A 22,418-nucleotide genomic window follows, 5' to 3' on the forward strand; every position below is an offset into this window, starting at 1 on the left:
AAAGAGAATCCAGTGAAATTCATTCATTCGCTCGAACAACTCGTGCCTTTTGTACGACAACACTCAAGCTATTACAGCGAGCATCTGAAACATTTACCCGCTGCAGGTATTGTTTTAAAAGACTTACCGCTAACCAATGTAACTGACTATTGGGCCGGCAGCAGTGATTTGAATCATTGGCCGGTTTTGACTGGAAACGTCGAAGATGCGTTGGTGTTTAAAACCGGCGGCTCGACCAGTCAGGGAAAACTTGCGGTCTACGCCTACGAGGAATGGCAAACACTGGTCAGTACCTTCGGAAACAGTCTTTCTTCTCAATTGAACAATGGCGACCGCGTCGCCAATCTGTTCTTTTCAGGGGATCTCTACGCCAGTTTTCTGTTTATCCACGATTCCCTGGCCCATGTCGGACGATCCATCTGTGAGTTTCCGTTTACCGGAGACATTGAACCAGACGTACTGGCGGTTGCGATCGCTCGACATCGAATCAATGTTCTGGCCGGGGTACCTGCACAGTTGCTTCGATTCGCGGCCTACCTGATGCAGCATCGTCGTGTGCTGTGCGGGGTCGAGACACTGCTGTACGGTGGCGAAAGCCTGTTTGCCCCGCAGTTGGCAATTCTCGGCGAAGTATTCCCCAACGCCCGCATTGCCTCTATCGGCTACGCCAGTGTAGACGCCGGGCTCATAGGGGCCAGCACTCGCGATTGTGCATTGGGCGAGCATCGGGTTTTCGAACAGCAAACCTTGCTGGAAATCATCGATGAAGACACCGGTGAAGTGATTGAAGAATGCGATCATATCGGAATGCTAGTGCAGACCAATCTGACCCGCCGGCTCATGCCGCTGCTGCGTTATCCCGTGGGCGACCGTGCGTGTTGGCGTGAACCGACCGCAACCCCGATGCGTAAATTCGCCCTCAAGGGGCGTAGCGCCCACAGCCAGCGGGTACGCGTAGGCGTGCTGTCGCTGCTTACTGAAGAAATACACGAGATCATTCAGCGCATAGCGCACAGCGAGCAATGGCAATTGCTGATCGAACAGACAGGCGCCAAGGATCTGTTGAGCGTGAAGTGGGTGCCCGAGCCTCAATTACAAGCCGTCGAACCAGTGCTCCGTGCATTGCGTGAAGCGTTACTCGCCCACTACCCGGCCATCGTCGACTTGAGTCGAGAGGGTCTGCTGGAGTTTCGAGTACTCTGCTGCGCAACTACAGACCTGCAGCTTCACCCTCGCTCAGGCAAGCAACTGCGAGTACAGGATTTGCGCGTGTACGATGTTTGCTCGCAGGAGCCCGCGTGATGACCCGGTTGATATGCCGCCCCTATCGTCCTTCCGATGCCGATGCCGTGAGCCGGTTGTTTCGGGAAGTCTACGGCGATATCTACGCTCAGCCGGATGTTTACCTGCCGAACATGATCAGTCAGCACAACGCCGAAGGCCGCTGGCGATCGATACTGGCTGTGGATGACACGCGGGTGCTCGGGCATGCCGCGCTGTGCCGCGACTCGCCTTCGAATACCGCGGAACTGGCCCTCATCGTGGTAGATCCCACCGCTCAGGGGCAGAATCTCGCGACTTACCTGGGCCTTGAGCTACTGAGGCAGTCCGCTTTTCTGGGCCTCAAGAACATCTCGATCAAGCAAGTGACGCATCATCCCTACACTCAGCGCATGGCAGGAAAGATCGGCTTCCACAGCACCGGACTGCTTCCCGATTATGTCCCTTCGCCATTTGCTGAACCACTTCCGGAAACCATCGTCATGGGCTGTCACCTGATTGACGGACACACGCGTCCACTCCCCGACATGCCTTGGCCCGCAAGCTGTCGCAGGTTTATGCAGCATCTGTGCTCGGTGTTTGGAACCCGGCAAGACAATGCATCACCGCCCGTGACGCCCTTGCAAATAAAGCAACATCAGCATCGGTTCGATATTGTCATTCAACGTTTGAACAAACGTCTGCTTGAGCAAATCAGCCAATTGCCCAGGCACTGGCTGATCTCTGCAAGACTGGAATTGTCCCGGCACTTCGCCCGGGACCTGCACAGTTTTTCGGCTCTGGGCTTTGCCTTCACCGGCTTGATGCCCACGCCAGGTGATAATGGCTGGTTCGCCCTGTTTCATCGAGGCGTCCAGCCTCGTTCCCTCAACCTGCACTGCGCGCACATGCAACGACTGCATGACGACTTACAGCAAAACGCAAATGCCATGAGAACCCACCAGTACGTCGACGCCCGTATCGGTTCCCGCTCAGCCGCTTGAGTGTTTTCTATAAAAGTCAGCGCTCGGCTGCGCGCAAAGCTCCACCAGCCAATCGACAAATACCCTCACCCGTCGAGACAACTGGCGGTGCGGTGGATAGAGCGCCGTCAACGGAAACGCCGGTGGCGGCACTGCCTTTAGCACTTCACATAAACGGCCTTCTTCCAGTTGTCGTGCGACGTGATAAAACGGGGTCTGGACCAGTCCATAGCCCGCTTCGCAAGCGGCGAGATATCCATCGGCGCTATTGACTGAAACCTGTTTGGGCAGATCAATCGGCTGCACCTGACCATCAACCACAAACTCCAGCCCATAACGCTTGCTGGTGCTGCTGGAGAAATACTCCACCATCCGATGGCCGTCGAGATCGGCCAGACACTGAGGCGTACCGTGGCGTTGCAAGTATTGCGGGCTCGCACAGGTGACCTGGTCCATCATGACCAACGGCCTTGCGACCAGTGAATCGTCCAGGGCCGAGCCGCCGCGCAATACGCAATCGACACCTTCGCGAATCAAATCCACTGGCCGGTCGTTCAACCCGATTTCCAGTTCGATCAAGGGATACCGGGCGGTGAATTGCGGCAATGCCGGAATCACGATCAAACGCCCCACTCCCGCCGGCATATCCACTCGCAGCAGCCCCTTGGGATTTTGGCGAGCAGCGGAAAACACCGCTTCGGTCTCCTCCAGATCCGCCAACAGCCGTACGCAACGCGGATAGTAGGCGGCGCCATCGAGCGTCAGGCTGATCTGCCGGGTGGTGCGTTGCAGCAGTTGCACGCCCAGATGTGCCTCAAGTTGCTTGATCAGAATGGTGACCGAAGCCCGGGGCAATTGCAGGCTGTCCGCCGCTTTGGCGAAGCCGCCCAGTTCGACGATTCGAGTGAATACGCGCATGGCATTGAAACGGTCCATTGCTTTGGCTTACCGACTGATTGTTTAGAAATTCCAAATAGTGATAGCAGTTTTAGCCGGTTTATCTCGTTTCTGTCGAGGTCAACAATGGGCTTCAATTCACAGGGAGCTTATTTCATGCAAACACGTCAACTGGGCAAAAACGGTCCGCAGGTAAGCGCGATCGGTCTGGGCTGCATGGGCATGACCGATTTCTACACCACCGGCGTGAACACCCGCGAAGCCACGGCCACTTTGCACCGCGCGCTGGAACTGGGAATCAACCTGCTCGACACGGCTGACATGTACGGCCCACATACCAATGAAGAACTGATTGGCAAGGCCATCGCCGGCAAGCGTCACCAGGTGTTTCTTGCCAGCAAATTCGGGATTGTCCGTGACCCGTCCAACCCCGGTGCACGGGGCGTCAACGGTCGACCGGAATACATACACAAATCTATCGACGGCACCCTCAAACGCCTTGGCGTGGAGACCCTCGATTTGTATTACCAGCACCGCATCGATCCGCAGGTGGCCATCGAGGAAACCGTTGGCGCCATGGCGGAACTGGTGAAGGCCGGCAAAGTGCGTTATCTGGGATTGAGTGAAGCATCGGTCTCCACGCTGGAGCGAGCGAACAAGGTTCACCCGATCAGCGCACTGCAAAGTGAATACTCGTTATGGAGCCGCGACCAGGAAGAAAACGGTTGCCTGGCAGCTTGCCAGCGCCTGGGTGTTGCTTTTGTGCCCTACAGTCCGTTGGGCCGGGGCTTTTTGACCGGCGCGCTAAGAAGTCCGGATGATTTCGCGGCCGACGACTACCGTCGCTTCAGTCCACGCTTTGAAGGGGAGAACTTCGCTAAAAACCTGTTGCTGGTGCAGCAAGTGCAAGCCCTGGCCACGGACAAAGGTGTAACGGCGGGCCAATTGGCCTTGGCGTGGGTCTTGGCCCAAGGGGATTACCTGATCCCGATTCCAGGCACCAAACAGCGCAAATACCTGGAAGAAAACATGGCCGCGCTGGACGTGAAGCTGAGCCACGAAGAATTGCAGGCCTTGGAAGCGATATTCCCGGCCAATGCCACGGCAGGGCTGCGTTATCCGGAAGAAGTCATGAAGTTGCTTGATCGATAGCAGGGCATCCGGCCCGTTCGAGAGTTCGAGAGTTCGAGCGGGCCAGCGCGGCCAGACATCACGCCTTGGCCTGGACGCCCTTGTCAGTCGGGGTCGTGCCATTGCCCTTACCGTAAGCTTGCAAGTTCTGCAGGACGTAGATCGCCGTCTTGTACTCAGGAATCAGGCCAACAGCGTACTTGTCACCCTTGATACTGTTGTTCTGAATGGTGTCCAGTTGCGTGGCGAAATACTCCAGCGCATTGAACTTCGCATCCGGGTCTTTCTGTACGCCAAAACGATCAAACTTGTCACCGGCATTAAGCAAGGTCATCGACGTAATATCGGAAATCAGACCTTTGCTTTTCAAGAAAGCACTGAGATTGCCCAGTTGCTTGGCGGAGACATTTTCCGGATCGAAGCCTTTGATGTTCCTGTGCAGTTTCTGCTCGTCCATTTTCGCCGTATTCAGCGCATTGGGATTGCTTCCCACCAGTGCCAGCATCTGCTTGACCCTGGCGCTGTGGGTAACAGGCTTGCCGTTGCCGGTATCCTTGACCAGCAAACCTGCCTTGCTCGTCCACGCGCCTGTATAGCCGATTGTCATGACCGGGCTCCCGGCTGCGTGACGGAATGCCGATCATCCAAAACACACAGACGTCCTTGTGAGGCGACCATAAAAGTTCCTTGTTCAACCGAGTTAAGTGTGGGCGAGTATCGATGTGTGCTCTGACGTCACCAACAGATATTTCCTTTTTTTACAATTCTCATACATTTACGGTACATAGCGCAAAGCGCGTTGTTTCTTTGGTTTACCTGAACTTTTCGATAGAGGCGCAGATTACTAATCAAGCTCCTTGGTTAGTTGTTTATGTGTGCCCGGCAAACCAGTTTGCTGGTGCTTAATGTTCGTTGATCGCAACAGGCTGGCCTGGCCCCCTCGCCACAGATTCGAAACAACCCCTGTCTATTTGCTGGGTAAACGGGTCAAAATGCATTTTTTGGCCACAACCCGAGACGAGCCCCATGCGAAACCACCTGCGTCTGGCCGCCCTGAGCGCCCTTTTCATCTCTTCCCTGGCCCAGGCTGCCGAGCTGATACCCATCGAAGTCCATCGCGATGCCAACTGCGGTTGCTGCAAAAAATGGGTCAGCCATCTGGAAGCCAACGGTTTCAAGGTCACCGACCATGTTGAAGCCGACATGAGCCAATTCAAGCAACAACATGGCGTACCACCGCGCCTCGCGTCGTGTCACACCGGCCTTATCAACGGTAAATTCGTCGAAGGCCACGTGCCGGCCGATCAAGTACTGGCCTTGAGCCGGCGTGATGATTTGTTGGGGGTTGCCGCACCTGGCATGCCAGTGGGCTCGCCCGGCATGGAAACGGACGGCATGAGCGATGCCTACCAGGTGATTGGTCTGAAAAAGGATGGCACTGACGTGGTGGTGGCGGACTACCCCGCCCATTGATATTCGGCGCGGGTGAAGAAGATGGCCTGAAACTCTGGGCATGAACACAGAGGGGCCTATTTGCATCCTGTCCGAGGTCTGAGCCCCGGACATGCCGGATATATTACAGGCAGCGCTATAAAGGCTCCGCTGTCCGGATAAGCGAGTTCAATACCAGCTTAATTTCAGAGGCCGGATCTTTATGTCCTTGCAGTATCAAACCTTCCGACAAAGCGGTGAAGGTTCTTGCAAGAGCGGCGTATGCCAAAGGAGGTTTCTTGCCTGCATGATTGAATATGATGGTAATCAGCTTGCCCAAGGCTTCACTATTTTCCTGATGCAGATCGTAGTAATGCTTTGAGAACTCTTCATCGCGCAAGGCGATCAATTGCAACTCAGCATCAAGGATTGCACAACTGGTATTATTTTTAAGGGTGTCAATATAAGCATTCAATCCATGGGTCAGCTGCTCAGATGAATACCCCGAACTCAGGGTAACGCTCAACCGATCTATTTCAACTCTCTTGAACCTCTGAGTCAACTGCAGAAGCAAGTCTGACTTACTTGTAAAGTTTGAAAAGAACGCCCCTTTCGAAAAGCCGGCCTCCTCGGAAATAGCGTTGACGCTGGCCGCGTGAAAGCCTTTTCTCACCATAAGGTCAGTGGCAGTGTCGAATAATTTATCTCTTGTTACTTGCTGACTTTCTTCTCGACCCAATCTCTTTTTAATCACGCTTCCGGCTCCTTCTAGCCAAACCAAAAAATCTATCTGTAACTGGATGCAACAGATCTGCTACTGGCTGAGCAAAACCTGTTTTAACTATCATATCTTATACTAGGCCTTCTTAATAACTTTACGCTTAAACTTTTAAGGAGTGCCATGTATAGGGGCAGGCGAGGAAGGATCCAAATGGGCCTGAACCGATGATTTTTCGTTGGCATTGCAAGCGTTTACAACTCCTGAAGCGGCCGGTATCCAGCCTGACGCCGGCCTTCTCTGGAATGGTTGTCTTGTGACGGCTCCAAGGAGGCAGGCGATGGGTGCAACGCTCTAAATCGCAGGATTTTCCAGTTTTAGGTCGGGTTCAAGGACGTGGACCTTGCGTCGACAATGAAATACCACTTGATTTTCAGATACCAAATGGTTTTTACTTGCCGCCGTTGATGTAACCAGTGCCTGATCAAGCATCTAACCCGGTGACATCAATCTCAATGCGGTAACAGGTTACTCACAGGAGCTGGATTTTTAATGGAATATGCCTTTGTTACAGGCGCTACAGGCCTGCTCGGTAATAATGTGGTTCATGCGCTTTTAAAGCGAAATATCAAAGTAAAAGCGCTGGTCCGTTCCGTCGAAAAAGCCAGGAAGCAGTTCGGCAATCTGCCTGTCGAATTTGTCGAAGGCGATATGCTCAATGTCGATGCTTTCAGCCATGCTTTGCAAGGCTGTGATGCGTTGTTTCATACGGCCGCCTATTTCCGCGACAGTTACAAAGGCGGAAAGCACTGGCAGAAACTCTATGACACTAATGTGACCGGGACTGAGCGACTATTGCAAGCCGCTTATGCGGCTGGCATTCGTCGCGCAGTGCATACTTCATCCATTGCTGTTTTGCAGGGCAATAAAGATCAAGTAATCGATGAAACAATGTCTCGCAATGAGTCGGAGGCTGACGATTATTACTTGAGCAAAATAATGTCTGAACAAAAAGTTCAGGAGTTTCTAGTGCAGCACCCGGATATGTTCATCGCCATGGTATTGCCGGGCTGGATGTTTGGCCCCGGGGATATCGGCCCCACCTCATCAGGACAGTTCCTGCTCGACTTTGTCGGAAAGAAATTACCCGGCATACTGCCTGGAAGTTTTTCCGTTGTAGACGCCAGAGATGTAGCGGAACATCAACTCGCGGCCATCACCCGCGGCAGGTCCGGAGAACGTTATCTGGCAGCCGGCAATCATATGGACATGAGCAGTATTTTCCAGGCACTCTCCAGTGTCAGTGGTGTTAAAGCACCGGAGCGCAAAGTACCACTGTTCATGCTGCGTATCATTGCCTTGGTATATGAAGCCTATTATCGCGTCACGAAAAAACCGGTGCTCATCAGTACCTCCACGGTCAAACTCATGGAGCAAGAGCAAGGGCGCACCCATTTCAGTCACCACAAAAGCCTTAAGGAACTGAAGTGCAAATTTCGCCCTGTTGCTGAAACACTGGCCGATACTCTGGACTGGTATCGGAAAAACAACTACACAGATGCGTAATTGAAAAAGTTCATATACAACCTGCCTCTGTAATACTTTTTGTCTAACCCTAAATTCAAGGATTGAGAGAGGTTGGTAAATGAAAAGCCTTTCATATAAAGAAGGTTTTCTGCATCGGTTCGTCGGTTTTTCAAAGTCTTTCCCTGATCACATTGCTATCAGGAATCTGGACGCAGAAGAAGAAACTATCACTTACCGAGGGTTGAGAATAAGAGCTGAAGAATGTAACGGTATCCTCAAAGCATTAGATGTATTGCCGGGCGACAAAGTAGCGCTTGTCCTACCCAATGGGGTGGAGTTCATCGCCTACTATCTGGCGATCATCGGGCGCGGTGCGGTTCCGGTCATTCTCAACTACAAACTGACGCCATTCGAAATGAACAGCGTCATCAGCATCGCCAGACCGACGCTGGTCGTGACAACCGAGACGCTATTCGAGCAGCATCGCGAGACATTTCAGCCTGCCCACGGCGTTCAGCATTCCTTGGTGTTGAACGTCGCAAGCGAGCCGTCATCGCCCCTGCCCGACAACGCAACGGCCGATTCCCGGCTTCCTCGACAGGCCGAGCCTTTGTTATTGCCCGAGGGCAATCCGATTGTCGCGGTGCAGTTCACCTATCGGGGCATCGGCAAACCGCTGGCCGTTTCTCACCGCTACCTTGACCTGACGCAATCGAGCGATGGGCTGCATGAGCAGTTTCACCTCCAAGGCGTGGGGTCCGTTCATCTGGTGACGCTGCCGCTGTATGCCATCTTCGGACTGTCCGTAATGCTGGTTTTCCCATTGAGCGTGGGCGCCACCCTGTTAATGACCAACACCCTGCTCAACAGGGATCTGGCGGAAGTCTTGTCCCAGCATAAGGTCACCTTTGCCTGCCTGGTGCCGGACGTCATTCGCTACTTCAATACGCGACTGGCTAAACGCAAAGGCGCGCTTTTGCCGATGCACCCGCAACTGATGATTTATTCGGGTGGCAGCCATCTACCGGCAGACGAAGCCGAGAAACTAGGTCGGCTGCTGGGGTGCAATCCGGTGCTGCAAGGCTATGGCTTGACCGAGAGCATGCCGGTGATTGTCCAGAGCTCGATTGGCAAGGTCCATCGCGGCGCCATGGGCCAACCAATCAGTGGCGTAGAACTGCGGGTCGTTGATGCCAAGGGGCGGGATGTCGCACCCGGCCGTATCGGCGAACTGCTGATACGTGGCTCGATGGTGATTGACGGCTATGACGATGCAGCTGACGCCAACGCCCGGTTCTTCCGTGATGGCTGGCTGCACACGGGTGATCTGGTCTGGCGGGACGACGATGGGCATGTGTTCTTCTATTGCCAACGCCTGCGAATCTCGAAGATCAAAGCGCAAATGGTCGACCTGACGGAAATCGAATCCATTGCGTTGAAGCATCCGGACGTGGTGCGCGCGAAAGCGTACATCGTCCCGGACAACAAGGAGGTCAACGTACTGCACCTGTGCGTTGAAGGGAGCGGTGACCTGAACCAGAGCGCTATCTCTACCCTGCTCTCGCGCTACCTCTCGGGCTTCAAGTTGCCCAAAACCATCGAGATCATCTCTCTCAAGGAAGAGATTCATGCAAGCTAATGGCACACAACCGGTACTGGCCGTTTTCGACTTTGACGGCACATTGACCGACCGACACACGTTCTGGCGCTACATGCGTTTTATCGTGGGAACCCGATCGTTCTGGCTCAGGATCATCCCCCTGCTGCCCAAAATGCTTAGTGTGATCCTTGGCATCACGCCGTTGATGCAAGCCCGACTGGCGTTCATCGCCTGTTATCTGGGCGGTCTGTCAGTTGAGCAAGAGCGCGAGCATGCCAAGTACTTCATCACCGAGCAGCTCCCACTCTGGCTCAGGCCCGAAGCTCTGCGCCGGCTGCAATGGCATCAATCCATGGGGCATGTCACTGCGCTGGTCAGCAACTCGCCAGAGAACTACCTGATTCCCTGGGGCCAGGCAGCGGGTTTTGACTATATCTGCGGCACCCGCCTGGCGACTGCAAAGAACAAACTGACGGGCGGGATATCCGGGACCAACTGTGTTGAGAGAGAAAAAGTCACACGGCTTAAAAGCTGCTTGAGCAACCTTGATGACTTTTACATTTATGCCTACGGAGATTCATCGGGTGACGATGCACTTCTGGGCATTGCCAACTCTCCCTTCTACAGAAACTGGTACTGACAGATGAACACGCTGAGCACTTTGGCCCCCAAGCACTTCAGGCAACCCGGCAACAACCCGACAGTCATGATCGTAGGCGCCGGCCCTGTTGGCCTGTCCCTGGCAATCATGCTGAAAAAGTGGGGCGTTTCTTTTCGCATTATCGAAAAGAACGCCGGTCCCTCGACCGCTACCAAAGCGATGGCCATCCATTCCAGAACCCTGGAAATTTTTCGGGATCTGGGAGTTGCCGATCAGGCCATCAGCGACGGGTTCACGATCAACCAGTTTTCGGTGCAGTCGAACGCCAAACGGGTATTGAACTACAACTTCTCCTGCCTGGACGCTACCTATCCCCTGCTTCTCAGCCTGCCACAGCCGCAAACAGAGAAGATTCTGCTCGAGCGACTGAACGCGTTGGGCGCAGATGTTGAGTGGAATACCGAGCTGGTTGATATAGAAAACCTGTCGGGATCAGTGCGGATGACACTTCATCATGCGCACGGCAGCGACGAATCCTTTTCCAGTCGCTGGGTGGTCGCGTGCGACGGTGCTCGCAGCACCATCAGAAAACGCCTTGATATGACCTTCGAAGGATCGTCCTACGACCGGTTCTTCATGCTCGCCGATGCCGACATCGAGTGGTCTGGAAGCAAGGATGAAGGCGCTTTCTTCCTGGGTGCACAGGACGGTTATGTGGCGGTCGCGCCGATCAGCGAGCAATCCCGTTATCGACTTTTCATCGAGATGCCCTACAACCTGCCACCTGAAGGTGAGCGCCCTTCCTTGAGTCTGGAGAACTTTCAGCGGTTGTGCGAAGGACGCGGGCAAAAGATGATCCTGTCCAATATTTCATCGACAACCATCGCCTCTTTTCAACATCGCCGTGTGCAGACGCTACAGCAGGGCTCCGTGTTCCTGGTGGGCGACTCAGCACATATCGGCAGCCCGATCGGTGGCCAATGGATGAACCTGGGGGTTTCCGAGGCGTATAACCTGGCGTGGAAAATAGCCTATGTCGATCAGGGCCTGGCGGATCAGTCATTGTTGGAGAGCTACAACGAAGAGCGCTATCCGGTTGCCCTGGAAGTCGAAAACACGGCACACCGACTGACCGGCCTGATTACCGTCAAGCACCGCGCCCTCGTTTGGCTGCGCGACAATGTTCTGCCACTGCTGAGCAACCGGCGCAAGGTTCAGCGCAAACTGCCCTCGATGATTTCCGGTCATCAGTATCACTATGGCAAAAGTGATTACATTCAAGAATCGCTGACGAAAAAGCAGCGCAAGAATTGGAACAAAAAAGGCAAAAAACCCGAATTTCAGTCCTCTGTGCCTCGCGCAGGTCAACTGGCTCCCGATGTCGAGTTGTGGCAACTGCAAGGTATGCCGCCAAAACGCTTGATCGACTTGTTCCACGGAACGTTCACGTTGTTGATTTTCAGCGCAGCCGATCAGTTTTCTCCTTTGTTACCGGGCTTTTACTCGCTGGCCGAGTCGGTGGAGAAGGACTACCCGGGCATCAAGGCTTATTGCGTTATTGATGCCCTCAATAGCGCCGAGATGCCTTCCTGGCACTCGACGTTGCTGGATCCCGATTGGCGGTTGCACAAGCGTTACCATGCCAAAGAGGGCACGTTGATGCTGATTCGTCCTGACGGCTACATCGCTTTTCAGGGCGCCGATGCAATGACGCTCTTCACTTATCTGAACGTAAGATCCGGGCTGCTCAAGGGCGCCAGAAAAACAACATCTTTCGAGATTGACGCAGTGCAACTCCAACTCTAAGTCTCTATTGGCTACGTCCAGTTTGGTTCATTGATTCACACAAGGCCCACCCGTGGGCCATGACTTTTGATTTCTTATTTATAGAAAACGTATACCGGCTTTGGTTAGGAGAACCTCATGCGCTTCCAACTCAACGATGTTGTGCAGGAATTCATCGTGTCCAATGGAAAAATAGCTCATAGCTATTTCTCTCTTTCAGAAAAGATCATTGATTCACTTTGCGAATCCAATGTAGCAAAAGAATCAATATTGATGCGTGTGCTGGAGCAAGCCGAATCCGTCACCGCGCATTACTTCAATGCTCATCAACAAGTCCTCGAGGGCATTTATGCCCATGGGATTGAAGCTCCCGCTGCCAAGAACCTTCCAGTGCTGGAGCCTGTACATTCGAACTCGGTAATACTGGCATCGGCACCTGTTACCGAACAAACGCCTGCACTGAGCTACGGGCAATGGTTGCGCACCGAAATAAGTTCGGTCACCGGATTCAAAAAGGAACAAATCGACTTCGATCAAAGTTTCGAGAGTCTGGGTATCGACTCTCTCGGGCTGGTCGATATTTTCGAATCCCTGGGCCAGCACTTTCCGGAAAAGAAAGCACTCACTTCGCAGCTCTTTAATGCCCCCACGCCTACCGCTTTGCTGGCGCGGCTTGAAGCCGATCCGCAGGCGCCTGCTGTGGATGTCGAAGCATGGGTACTTGAACAACTGGCGAATATCACCGGTTTTACCGTTGACCAGATCGACCAAAAACAAAGCTATGAAAGCCTGGGCCTGGACTCCTTGGTGCAACTTGATTTCCTGGAGTCGGTCGTCGCGTTGTGGCCGCAACTCAAGGCCAACAGCACTGAACTGGCCAACGCCAAGTTGCCACAGGAAACCATCGCCCTGATCAAAGCCTCCCTGGCCAGCTCCGAGGCAACATCAGCAACACCTTTCGAAGTGCAATCATCTGCCCCGGCGGACACCCAAGGGCAGATCAGCCATCTGCTTTTCGACACCCTGTCACCCCTGATCCCGGACGCGCCACAGTCGATCGACATTGAGACGCCGTTTGCACAGTTGGGGCTCAACGGTTTCGCCCGAGAAGCACTTTGCCAGTCTATGGCGCAACAGTGTTCCGCCAGCGAGTTTGCCGGTGAAGCGCTGATGTCGCGTCGTACGCCGCAGGACGCCTTGTCGCTTCTGACAAGACTGAGCTGAACACTGAGCCGCTGAAAAAAATGGCATGGAATCCGGGTGATCGAGCAGATCACCCAGCATTTGGCAACCAGGAGACAGGGTATGAGTGGCGCGGCAACAACAGAGGACGATTTTTGCTTCAGCGCAATGGCTGGCGAGTTTCCTGGGGCACCGTCAACGGATGCGCTTTGGCACTTGCTTTCGCAAGGACAGATAGCGCCCATCCATTCGATGCTGACACGTTGGGAACTGAATAAGGCGTCGATCTATTCGGCAAAGGCAGGAGAAAAGGATCGCACTTACCTGGACAGTGCTTTTTGCCTTACCGATGACACATCGACCCCTTCGCGGCATGAGGGACGGCAGGTCGCGATCGGTAAGAAAGTACTCCAGACACTCCTTGGCCAGCTTGCCGGACAAGGCTCGGCACTGACCAAGAAACGCACCGCCTTGGTGGTCGCGACATCCTGGAGTGATGAGAGTTATTTCGTCACAGGAATGTCCGCAAAAGCCGATGCGCCAAGGGGCTCTTCATTCCAAGGCTATACGCCGGGAGAACAAGTGGCTGAGCTGGCAGCGGCTTTTGCCTTCGGTGGCCCGGCGTTATCGGTAGACACCGCCTGCAGTTCGTTCCCCTATGCAATCGATATGGCTCAGGCCCTGGTCAAGAGCGGACAGGCGGATAACGCGATTGTCATGGCACTGAACACCGTGCTGCCACCGGCGCTGTTCCTGGGGTTCTCGCAGTTGACCGCCTTTTCTTCCCGGGCTCAAATGCAAGCGTTCGGCCAGGACGCTGACGGCATTGTGCCGGGCGAATGTGCCGTCGCCTTTCTGATCGAACCCCTATCCCAGGCCCTGATTGCGCAGCGCCGCCCCTTGGGCGTTTTGCGGGCATTGGGGCTTTCCGCCGATGGCGCCGAAGGCTCCGTGTTTGCCCCTGGCAAACAGGCCCAGTACACGGCTTACCAGCGTGCCTATGTCGGTCTTGACCCCAATGATGTGGATTACATCGAGACCCATGGCACCGGTACACCGCTAGGCGATGCGACAGAGCTGGGCTCGTTGAACAGCTTCTTCGCCCCTCACCGCACAGACGGCAAGAAAATCACCATTGGTTCGATCAAGTCCGTCATTGGTCACCCACTGGCCGCCGCCGGAGGCGCTTCGCTCGCCAAGGCGTTGATGATCTTGCGTCACAAAGGAATTCCGCCTCAGCCCGACTACCGTCCCAGCGCAAAAGTCGATGAGACTTGCCTGCAGCTGGCCACCGAGCACGTACAGCCCCTTGCTGATCGTCAATCGGCAATCCGGATCGGCATCTCCAGCTTTGGTTTTGGCGGTGCCAATGCGCATCTGGTGGTGGATGAGTACATTCCCGACAACCGCCCCGTCGTACCCATGGCGGTTCCTTTAGCCACTCCCGGCGTGTTGATGCTGGACTTGGCCATTGTCGAGGCTGAAGCGGCGATCGGCAGTCATTGCTCATTGCAGTCATTCAAGCAACAGCTCGATCAGCCAGCAGCACCCTCAGTCATTTTCCCTTATGGGCGTTTCGTTGATTACGCCACTGCTCCAGTTCAGCCTTTACTGGGGAAATTCCTGGCGCAGGATCGCATCATTGATATCGACGGTTTCGGCATGGGCCCCAAGCCTCTGGCCAATGTCGATCCGTTCAAGCTGTTGATCACCGATCGCGTCAACCATTTACTGCGACGCCTGCCGGGTGTAGCCGGTTCTTCCGGCACTGCGATGGTCATGTGCTGCAACATGGGAGGCGAACGCTTCAGCAATGCGTACAGCAGCGCTCACAACTTCTACGGCCAGGCTCAAGGCATGCCACCGGGCGTGGAGGTGACGGATGTGGCAACCATGTTGCCGAATATGTTATCCGGCTACCCGACGCAGATTTTTGACTTCAAGGGTTTCCATCAGACACTGGTCGGCACTCCGGGTTTGTTCTGGCAGACGTTGCTGGCATCCCGGCAATGGTTCAACGAGGGCATAACCACGCTCTTGCTCGGTGCAGGGCGCTTTATCAGTGCTGAAATCGAGATCGAACGCGCCCGACACTCGGCGACCGTGCAAGGTGAAGGACTGGGGCTGATTGCGCTGCGTCCTTATCAACCGGATTCCAGCGACAAACCTTTGCTGGTGATCCGCGCAGCGGTGCTCGCCCATGCCGCGAACTCGCTGGATGAGGCTTGCCAACGGCTGGGCAAAGCGCGCAGTCATTACCAGAACATTGAAGTCTGCGAGCTGCAGCCTGACGCAACTCATGCAAGCGGATCACTGCAGGAGATGACCGGCTTCCTGGCTGAAGCCAGCGGTATCGAAACCCTACTGGCGGTGATGCTGAGTGCATCGGCTCACACGGTGATCGAGGTGCGCGAAGCCGGCAAGGCCGTGATGTGGTTATTTACTGAAAAGCTTCAGGAATGGAGCCCGGCGGCCGAGCCCGCCCCGGCCATCAAGCATCCCTTCACGTTGCGTTTTGCTCACTCGGCACCCCACGAATTGCAGCCGGTCATTGCGCCTGCCCGCCCCGTCAGCCTTGTCCGCGAGCCGCAACACGACGGCGTCGACGTGCTGCAACTCAGTGACACGCTGACCAGCACCCTGCTCTGCGGGCTGCGTGTCAGGGTTCGCGCGATGGAGAGCCTTTTTGCCCTGCACCGTGGCGCCGAAGTCCAGCGCCCGGCGCACTGGCAACGTTGCCCGGAAAACATCGTGATCGCCAACGTCAAGCGCAACCCCCAGTCACTGCACGCCCAGCTCGTGGTGAATGAAGCGCACCCTTATTTCTTCGATCACCCTCTTGATCACATCCCCGGCATTTTATTGCTTGAAGGCGTGTTGCAACTGATTGAACTCGCCATGCCTCCACTGAGTGGGCGAGTCGCCTATGTCAAAACCCTGACTATCAAGTTCCAGCAATACGTACAAAAGCAGGGCGTGATTGATCTGCATCTGGAACAAGGCAAAGACCCCCAGGTATTCAATGCGAAGGTCATGCAGGCCGGAAAGCTGATGTGCACCTGCATCCTTGGGATGGCCTATAGCTCGGCGTTCGAGGCATCGCCCGCCGGCGAGTTCACGGCCACTCGCTGCCGTGATAAGGCCTTGCTGCATAAGGCCAGAGAAGAAAACGTCATCGTCAGTGACATGAGCGGCATCGCTCAGGGTTTGAGCGTGGACACGCTCAAGCTGCCGCAGGAGCACTTCTTCCAGGAGGGCGACCCCGAACACTATTCGATGGTGTATTTCCTCGAAGTTGCCCGCCAGTGCTACATGCAGATTGCCCATAGTTATTTGCGGATTCCACTCAATACCCCGATGAACCTGCTGGCCTTGAGTTTCACCCTGGACCGGCCAATCCCCAGGAACAGTCCGCTGTCATTGGCACCGCAAGCCGGTTTTGACGCACAGCTTCAGCCGTTCAAAACCAACCGCATCTATATCGACCTGTTCAATCGGGGAGAAAAAATCGGTCAAGCCAGTATTACCGCTCAAGTGCTGAGTCAATCCGCACCCGCGGCATGAGGCACTGAATGGATCTCCCTCTCCAGCATGACCACGCCCCCAACAACCCAGGTGTCGCCGTGAACGATGTCAAAGTGCAAGTCATAGTCAAATCGCCGCCTTCTGAAATATGGAAGATCTGGAGCAATTTTTCCGAAGCGCCGTTATGGGATACCGACGTCAGCCATTGTGAACTCAATGGCCCGTTTCAACCGGGAACCCAAGGCAAATGCATCCTCAAAAATGGCCTGAACATGCCGCTGAAACTGGAAGAGGTGAGGATGCATGAAAGCTATCGGAACACGGCAAGACTGCTTTGGATCGACCTTGAGTTCGATCACCAGATGCGCAGGCTTTCCCCCAATGAAACCCATGTCATCCATACCGCGAGGATCGCTGGCCCCTTGAGTTTTTTATACCGCGGGCTGCTGCGCAAAATGCTGACCGCGGCAATGACCACTGCACTGGACAATTTGTGCGCGTTGGCTGAACAACGAGCGAATGCCATCAGTCCCCTAAGGCTCGAAAAACCTGGAACGCATTTGCACCGTGTATGAAATATCCCGGGAGGCCGAGTGTTGAACGCTCGCTCCCGACCCCCTTTGGCTTACTTATTGATAACGGCACACTTCGGACCGAGCATGAACCTACTAAAAAAAACTCAGTATCTCGTGATGGGCGTCATTGGCATGGGCTTTATCGCCCCAGAGTCCAGTTCCGCCGGCACGCTCGGCCCCTACATCAGTGTCATGGGCGGCCTGAACTGGGTTGCTGCGCAGGACCTTAACCAGAACAATCTTGATTTCGTCGAGATGGAGTTCAACCAACCGTTACACTCCGGCTACGCCACCGGACTGGCATTGGGCTGGCGATTTCCCATCGGGCTCAGACCTGAAGTGGAACTCAGCTATCGCAAAAACTCCCTGACCCAGTTCAATAACCGGGTCTACGAAGGCGGCGGGAGTATTGACGGCAAAGGCGAAGAGGAAGCCACCAGCCTGATGGCCAACCTCTGGTATGACGTCTTGAACCTGCCAGCCCCTTTCAGTCGGTTCACTCCCTACATTGGCGGCGGCCTGGGCTACACCACCCTGTCGGTGAGTGGCCTGGAAGCCGGGGGCGTGCAGTTCGGCGATACTCATCGCGATGATGTATCGGCCTATCAACTCGGCGCTGGGGTAAGTTTCGAGCTCACCGATCAATGGTCCATGTCCCTGGATTATCGATACCTCAAGACTCGCGAGGCGCACTTCGGTGACATTCAAGGCCTGCCCCAAGGCGATGTGCGCACTGAATACAGCGCCCAGTCATTAATGCTCGGCCTGAATTATTGGTTCTAAGCGGTTCATCTCGGCGCCTTGCACTGGCAAGGCGTCGCTACGACAAGCCGGTGGAAAGCTGATTTCATTCTAAAGTGTGTGGGTCCTTGCTACGCGAGGCTGGATGGGTTGAACGATCATGCAGGGCCATGGCCTATGTTTAATGTCGCCCTAATCATGCCGATCCAGCATCGGCGGATTTCCTGTGGAGTTCCCCCCATGTCGCCTATCCTCTCCCGCTGGTTACCCGGCCTGCTGCTGACAGCAGCCCTGCCCGTTCTCGCCTACGCCCAAGACCAGAACCAGAACCAGGCCGAAACGCCGGAATACGGCCCGCAGCTTCAGGGCTTCGAGTACCCCTACACGGTCAAGCACTTCGCCTTTGAGTCCCAGGGCAAATCCCTGCAGATGGGTTACATGGACGTAGCCGCCCAAGGCAAGGTCAATGGGCGCAGCGTGGTGCTGATGCATGGCAAGAATTTCTGCGGCGCCACTTGGGACAGCTCGATCAAGGCGCTGAGCGAGGCCGGTTACCGGGTCATCGCGCCGGACCAGATCGGCTTTTGTACCTCCAGCAAACCGGAGCACTATCAATACAGTTTCCAGCAACTGGCAGCCAACACCCAGCAACTGCTCAAAACCCTGGGCATCCAGAAGGCAACCCTGCTCGGCCACTCCACCGGCGGCATGCTCGCCACTCGTTATGCCTTGCAATACCCCGATCAAGTCGAACAACTGGCGCTGGTCAATCCGATCGGCCTGGAAGACTGGAAAGCCCTCGGCGTACCGTATCGCACGGTTGATCAATGGTACGAACGTGAGCTGAAAGTCACGGCGCAAGGTATCCACGACTACCAACGCAGCACCTATTACGATGGGCGCTGGGAGCCGGAGTTTGATCGTTGGGTGAACATGTACGCAGGCCTGGCCAAAGGGCCAGGCAAAACAGCGGTGGCGTGGAATTCGGCCCTGATCTACGACATGATCTTCACCCAACCGGTGTACTACGAGTTCAAGGACCTGAAAGTACCGACCCTGCTGCTGATTGGCACCCGCGACACCACGGCCATCAACAAAGACATCGCACCGCCCGAGGTCAAGGCGAAAATCGGTCATTACGACGTACTCGGCAAGCAAGTGGCAACACTGATTCCCCGGTCGACATTGATTGAATTCCCGGGCCTTGGCCACGCCCCCCAAATGGAAGAACCGGCGAAATTCCATCAGGCGTTGCTCGGCTGGCTGAACCAAACCAATACCGTTCCTTGATGAGGTAAAGGCTGATGCAGATTGCGGTGATCGATGACTGGCAGGACGTGGCTCGCGACGTGGTGGACTGGTCGGTGCTGGAGAGCATCGGTCAGGTGAGTTTTATCCATGACTACCCTGCCGACAACGAAACCCTGGCCGAACGACTTGGCGCATTCGAGGTGATCTGCGTGATGCGCGAGCGCACCCGCTTCGACGAAGACCTGCTGCGCCGCTTGCCCGCACTCAAACTGCTGGTTACCGGCGGCATGCGCAACGCGGCCCTGGATCTGAAAGCCGCCGCTGCGCTGGGCATTCAGGTGTGTGGCACCGACAGCTACAAACATGCCGCCCCCGAACTGACTTGGGCACTGATCATGGCCGCGACCCGCAATCTGGTGGCCGAAGCCAATGCCTTGCGCGCAGGTTATTGGCAACAAGGGTTGGGCGGCGACCTGCAGGGCAAGACCTTGGCGATTCTCGGCCTGGGCAGCATTGGTCAACGGGTAGCCAGGTTCGGGCAGGTGTTCGGCATGCGGGTGATTGCCTGGAGCGAGAACCTGACCGCCGAACGGGCTGCCGAGGTCGACGTCACCTATGTCAGCAAGCAGGAACTGTTCGAGCAGGCCGATGTGTTGTCGATCCATCTGGTGCTAAGCGAGCGCAGCCGAGGGCTGGTGGACGCTCAGGCACTGGACTGGATGAAACCCACGGCATGGTTGGTCAACACCGCCCGCGGGCCGATTGTCGATGAATCCGCGCTGATCAAGGTTCTTCAAAAAAAACGCCTGGCGGGCGCGGCGCTGGATGTGTTCGAGCATGAACCGTTGCCCCGCCATCATCCTTTCAGAACGCTGGACAATGTGCTGGCCACGCCGCATGTCGGGTACGTCAGCCGGCAGAATTACCAGCTGTTCTTTTCACAGATGATCGAGGACATACAGGCCTGGACGGCGGGGAAGCCGATTCGGATTCTGAGCTGAGACCGCGTTATCGTTCTTCGCGGGCAAGTCGGATCGCCGCACCGCTCGCTCCCACAGGATTTGTGTTGGACGCCGCAACAAGCACGACGCCAAACCTAATGTAGAAGCGAGGCTTGCCCGCGAAGAGGCCCTGAAATCCACTAAACCTCCCAAACCCTGCGCACCGCAATGGTGCAACCCACCCTCCATCGCGCCCGATTATCGTGACTTCCTGGTCTCGATTTGACCCAGGGCCAAACACAACCAGCCCTTCGTCGGTGCAACCTTCCCCGCGAAGCCTCGTGTTTGTGGGCGCAGGCCAACCGGTTGTCGAACAATTCCGACCCTCGACCATCCCCCTTCAGGTTCTGGCCTAGACTCCTTTTCGCGGAGTAAAACCGGCTGGTCATTCGGTGAAAATAATCGAAACTTTTGGTATTGGCCTCGTGTCAGGTTAAAGGTAGGGCCACAGCGACTGGTGCATTCCTTGCAACAGCCACTTCACCCCATTCTGCTTCAACGCATGGGCAGCACTTGCTCACCGATGCGTAGCGCGTTTGCGCCCGGCCACAGGATTTGGCCACGAATACCGTTTGTGCCAGGCCTAGAATTAGATCAACAACACGGGAGATTCATATGATTAGTGCGGCTTTAGATATCCAGGGAGAACGTGCTCATCAGCAGGTCGGGGAAACGAGCACCGTCGGTGTCCTCAGTGCCAAATCGGTGAATATGCCGATCCCCAAGACACTGGTACCGGTAGTCAGCCAGAATCCCAACAAAAAGAAAGTCCTGTTCGTTACCTCAGAAATTGCCGATCTGGTGAAGACCGGAGGTCTTGGTGACGTTTCCGCCGCACTGCCGCGGGCCATGGCGCATCTGCATGATGTCCGTGTGCTGATTCCCGGTTATCCGCAAGTGATGAATAGCGAAAACCCGATTCATATCATCGGTGAACTGGGCGGGCACGCCGCATTGCCGCCCTGCAAGATCGGGCGCATGGACATGCCCGACGGCCTGGTCATTTACGTGTTGATCTGCCCTGAATTGTACGAGCGCGAAGGTTCACCCTACGGCGCCAACAACGGCCGCGACTGGCCGGACAACCATATCCGTTTCGCCCGACTCGGCCTCGCCGCAGCCGATATCGCCGCCAACCTTGCCCAGATTCACTGGTGCCCGGACCTGGTGCACGCCCATGACTGGCCCGCAGGCCTGGCGCCGGCCTATATGCACTGGCGTGGTCAACGCACCCCGACCCTTTTCACCATTCACAACCTGGCGTACCAGGGCGTCATCAGCCTCGGTTCCTGCCCGGAACTCGGTATTCCCATGCATGCCTTGCAACAGGAAGGCATGGAGTTTTACGGCAAGATGTCGTTCCTCAAGGCCGGCATGGCCTACTCGAGCCACATCACCACCGTCAGCGCGACCTATGCCCAGGAAATCACCACGCCGGCCTTCGGCTGCGGCCTCGATGGTTTTCTCGCCGCCAAGACTCAGCAAGGCTTGCTCAGCGGGATCCCCAATGGCATCGATGAAAGCTGGGACGCGGCCACCGATCCGCACCTGTTCCACCCGTTCGGCATCGGCGACTGGGAAGGTAAAGCGATCAACGCGGCGCATGTTCGCCGGTTGTTCGACCTCGACGACTCTGAAGGTCCGTTGTTCGCCGTGGTCTCGCGGCTGGTCTACCAGAAAGGCCTGGACCTGACTGAAGCGGTGGCCGAATACATTGTCGCCAACGGCGGGCAGATCGCGATCATCGGTCGTGGCGAACCGGAAGAAGAGCAAGCCATGCGTGAACTGGCGTTACGCTTCCCCGGGAAAATCGGCGTGCACATCGGTTTCAATGAAACCGACGCTCGCCGGATGTTTGCCGGCAGTGATTTCCTGCTGATGCCTTCGCGTTATGAACCCTGCGGCCTGAGCCAGATGTACGCCCAGCGTTTCGGTTCATTGCCGGTGGCCCGCAATACCGGCGGCCTGGCCGACACCATTGAAAACGGCGTGACCGGTTTCCTCTTCGACGAATCCACGGTGGAAAGTTATCGCGAAGCCCTGAGCCGCGCGTTCAAGGTGTTCGCCTTCCCCGGCTTGCTCAACGCGATGCGTTGCCGAGCCATGGCGGCGCCTTTCAACTGGTGCAAGGCAGTCGAACCCTACGCCGAACTCTACGAACAACTGGTGGCTAAAGCGCTGGGAAAATCGGGCAAACAGTAAGAGGCTTT

At 55.6% G+C, this 22,418-nt stretch carries 18 protein-coding genes; 15 read left to right on the forward strand and 3 right to left on the reverse strand.

Going from position 1 to position 22,418, the window contains the following annotated elements:
* Positions 1 to 12 precede the first annotated feature (12 nt).
* Both BZL43_RS05830 and BZL43_RS05835 read left to right on the forward strand, forming a co-directional pair.
* On the forward strand, positions 13 to 1,302 hold the full coding sequence (locus BZL43_RS05830; RefSeq protein WP_095631431.1) for an AMP-dependent synthetase: 1,290 nt from the start codon (positions 13 to 15) through the stop codon (positions 1,300 to 1,302).
* Positions 1,302 to 2,264, forward strand: a complete 963-nt coding sequence (locus BZL43_RS05835) for a GNAT family N-acetyltransferase (RefSeq protein WP_095631432.1) — start codon at positions 1,302 to 1,304, stop codon at positions 2,262 to 2,264. The genes BZL43_RS05830 and BZL43_RS05835 overlap by 1 nt, the downstream gene beginning before the upstream one ends.
* On the opposite strand, the gene BZL43_RS05840 is transcribed toward BZL43_RS05835, so the two are convergent.
* Positions 2,253 to 3,179 (reverse strand): LysR family transcriptional regulator, encoded by a 927-nt coding sequence (locus BZL43_RS05840; RefSeq protein ID WP_095631433.1) that lies wholly within the window; start codon positions 3,177 to 3,179, stop codon positions 2,253 to 2,255. The genes BZL43_RS05835 and BZL43_RS05840 overlap by 12 nt on opposite strands.
* Before the next feature lie 117 nt (positions 3,180 to 3,296).
* On the opposite strand from BZL43_RS05840, the gene BZL43_RS05845 reads away from it, so the two are divergent.
* Positions 3,297 to 4,292, forward strand: coding sequence for an aldo/keto reductase (locus tag BZL43_RS05845; RefSeq protein ID WP_095631434.1), 996 nt, complete (start codon positions 3,297 to 3,299; stop codon positions 4,290 to 4,292).
* A 58-nt stretch (positions 4,293 to 4,350) separates the two neighbouring features.
* Here the strand turns inward: BZL43_RS05845 and BZL43_RS05850 are convergent, their stop codons facing one another.
* Positions 4,351 to 4,878: a hypothetical protein gene (locus BZL43_RS05850; protein WP_095631435.1), complete on the reverse strand. Its 528-nt coding sequence runs from the start codon at positions 4,876 to 4,878 to the stop codon at positions 4,351 to 4,353.
* A gap of 419 nt (positions 4,879 to 5,297) precedes the next feature.
* On the opposite strand from BZL43_RS05850, the gene BZL43_RS05855 reads away from it, so the two are divergent.
* Complete coding sequence (locus BZL43_RS05855; protein ID WP_095631436.1) at positions 5,298 to 5,744, forward strand: DUF411 domain-containing protein; 447 nt, start codon at positions 5,298 to 5,300, stop codon at positions 5,742 to 5,744.
* A 115-nt stretch (positions 5,745 to 5,859) separates the two neighbouring features.
* Here the strand turns inward: BZL43_RS05855 and BZL43_RS05860 are convergent, their stop codons facing one another.
* Positions 5,860 to 6,456 carry a TetR/AcrR family transcriptional regulator gene (locus BZL43_RS05860; RefSeq protein ID WP_095631437.1) on the reverse strand — a complete coding sequence of 199 codons (597 nt, stop codon included), beginning with the start codon at positions 6,454 to 6,456 and terminating at the stop codon, positions 5,860 to 5,862.
* Between the two features lie 516 nt (positions 6,457 to 6,972).
* Between BZL43_RS05860 and BZL43_RS05865 the strand changes: the two genes are divergently transcribed.
* From BZL43_RS05865 to glgA, 11 genes are all read left to right on the forward strand, one after another.
* Positions 6,973 to 7,986 (forward strand): SDR family oxidoreductase, encoded by a 1,014-nt coding sequence (locus tag BZL43_RS05865; protein ID WP_095631438.1) that lies wholly within the window; start codon positions 6,973 to 6,975, stop codon positions 7,984 to 7,986.
* A gap of 79 nt (positions 7,987 to 8,065) precedes the next feature.
* Positions 8,066 to 9,586: a class I adenylate-forming enzyme family protein gene (locus BZL43_RS05870; RefSeq protein ID WP_095631439.1), complete on the forward strand. Its 1,521-nt coding sequence runs from the start codon at positions 8,066 to 8,068 to the stop codon at positions 9,584 to 9,586.
* On the forward strand, positions 9,576 to 10,187 hold the full coding sequence (locus BZL43_RS05875; RefSeq protein WP_095631440.1) for an HAD-IB family hydrolase: 612 nt from the start codon (positions 9,576 to 9,578) through the stop codon (positions 10,185 to 10,187). Before BZL43_RS05870 ends, BZL43_RS05875 begins: the two co-directional genes overlap by 11 nt.
* 3 nt (positions 10,188 to 10,190) lie before the next feature.
* Positions 10,191 to 11,954 (forward strand): FAD-dependent monooxygenase, encoded by a 1,764-nt coding sequence (locus BZL43_RS05880; protein ID WP_095631441.1) that lies wholly within the window; start codon positions 10,191 to 10,193, stop codon positions 11,952 to 11,954.
* A gap of 117 nt (positions 11,955 to 12,071) precedes the next feature.
* The gene (locus tag BZL43_RS05885) at positions 12,072 to 13,157 is read left to right on the forward strand and encodes an acyl carrier protein (RefSeq protein WP_095631442.1); all 1,086 of its coding nucleotides are present in this window, start codon (positions 12,072 to 12,074) and stop codon (positions 13,155 to 13,157) included.
* A gap of 81 nt (positions 13,158 to 13,238) precedes the next feature.
* Complete coding sequence (locus BZL43_RS05890; protein WP_095631443.1) at positions 13,239 to 16,679, forward strand: beta-ketoacyl synthase N-terminal-like domain-containing protein; 3,441 nt, start codon at positions 13,239 to 13,241, stop codon at positions 16,677 to 16,679.
* Between the two features lie 8 nt (positions 16,680 to 16,687).
* Entirely contained in the window at positions 16,688 to 17,215 is a 528-nt protein-coding gene (locus BZL43_RS05895; protein WP_221216991.1) for an SRPBCC family protein, read from the forward strand.
* A gap of 84 nt (positions 17,216 to 17,299) precedes the next feature.
* On the forward strand, positions 17,300 to 17,998 hold the full coding sequence (locus BZL43_RS05900) for an outer membrane protein (RefSeq protein ID WP_095631444.1): 699 nt from the start codon (positions 17,300 to 17,302) through the stop codon (positions 17,996 to 17,998).
* Between the two features lie 198 nt (positions 17,999 to 18,196).
* Positions 18,197 to 19,246 (forward strand): alpha/beta fold hydrolase, encoded by a 1,050-nt coding sequence (locus BZL43_RS05905; RefSeq protein WP_095631445.1) that lies wholly within the window; start codon positions 18,197 to 18,199, stop codon positions 19,244 to 19,246.
* A gap of 14 nt (positions 19,247 to 19,260) precedes the next feature.
* Positions 19,261 to 20,208 carry a D-2-hydroxyacid dehydrogenase family protein gene (locus tag BZL43_RS05910; RefSeq protein WP_095631446.1) on the forward strand — a complete coding sequence of 316 codons (948 nt, stop codon included), beginning with the start codon at positions 19,261 to 19,263 and terminating at the stop codon, positions 20,206 to 20,208.
* A 615-nt stretch (positions 20,209 to 20,823) separates the two neighbouring features.
* Positions 20,824 to 22,410, forward strand: coding sequence for a glycogen synthase GlgA (gene glgA / locus BZL43_RS05915; RefSeq protein WP_095631447.1), 1,587 nt, complete (start codon positions 20,824 to 20,826; stop codon positions 22,408 to 22,410).
* Positions 22,411 to 22,418: the final 8 nt, after the last annotated feature.

Origin of the sequence: Pseudomonas sp. PICF141 (assembly GCF_002286815.1) — a bacterium.
Taxonomy (GTDB): Bacteria; Pseudomonadota; Gammaproteobacteria; order Pseudomonadales; family Pseudomonadaceae; genus Aquipseudomonas.

Bases quoted from the DNA above. Each gene is read 5' to 3' on its own strand.
- BZL43_RS05835 (WP_095631432.1), top strand. From the start codon at position 1,302: ATGACCCGGTTGATATGCCGCCCCTATCGTCCTTCCGATGCCGATGCC.
- BZL43_RS05840 (WP_095631433.1), bottom strand. From the start codon at position 3,179: ATGGACCGTTTCAATGCCATGCGCGTATTCACTCGAATCGTCGAACTG.
- BZL43_RS05845 (WP_095631434.1), top strand. From the start codon at position 3,297: ATGCAAACACGTCAACTGGGCAAAAACGGTCCGCAGGTAAGCGCGATC.
- BZL43_RS05850 (WP_095631435.1), bottom strand. From the start codon at position 4,878: ATGACAATCGGCTATACAGGCGCGTGGACGAGCAAGGCAGGTTTGCTG.
- BZL43_RS05855 (WP_095631436.1), top strand. From the start codon at position 5,298: ATGCGAAACCACCTGCGTCTGGCCGCCCTGAGCGCCCTTTTCATCTCT.
- BZL43_RS05865 (WP_095631438.1), top strand. From the start codon at position 6,973: ATGGAATATGCCTTTGTTACAGGCGCTACAGGCCTGCTCGGTAATAAT.
- BZL43_RS05870 (WP_095631439.1), top strand. From the start codon at position 8,066: ATGAAAAGCCTTTCATATAAAGAAGGTTTTCTGCATCGGTTCGTCGGT.
- BZL43_RS05875 (WP_095631440.1), top strand. From the start codon at position 9,576: ATGCAAGCTAATGGCACACAACCGGTACTGGCCGTTTTCGACTTTGAC.
- BZL43_RS05880 (WP_095631441.1), top strand. From the start codon at position 10,191: ATGAACACGCTGAGCACTTTGGCCCCCAAGCACTTCAGGCAACCCGGC.
- BZL43_RS05885 (WP_095631442.1), top strand. From the start codon at position 12,072: ATGCGCTTCCAACTCAACGATGTTGTGCAGGAATTCATCGTGTCCAAT.
- BZL43_RS05890 (WP_095631443.1), top strand. From the start codon at position 13,239: ATGAGTGGCGCGGCAACAACAGAGGACGATTTTTGCTTCAGCGCAATG.
- BZL43_RS05895 (WP_221216991.1), top strand. From the start codon at position 16,688: ATGGATCTCCCTCTCCAGCATGACCACGCCCCCAACAACCCAGGTGTC.
- BZL43_RS05900 (WP_095631444.1), top strand. From the start codon at position 17,300: ATGAACCTACTAAAAAAAACTCAGTATCTCGTGATGGGCGTCATTGGC.
- BZL43_RS05905 (WP_095631445.1), top strand. From the start codon at position 18,197: ATGTCGCCTATCCTCTCCCGCTGGTTACCCGGCCTGCTGCTGACAGCA.
- BZL43_RS05910 (WP_095631446.1), top strand. From the start codon at position 19,261: ATGCAGATTGCGGTGATCGATGACTGGCAGGACGTGGCTCGCGACGTG.
- glgA (WP_095631447.1), top strand. From the start codon at position 20,824: ATGATTAGTGCGGCTTTAGATATCCAGGGAGAACGTGCTCATCAGCAG.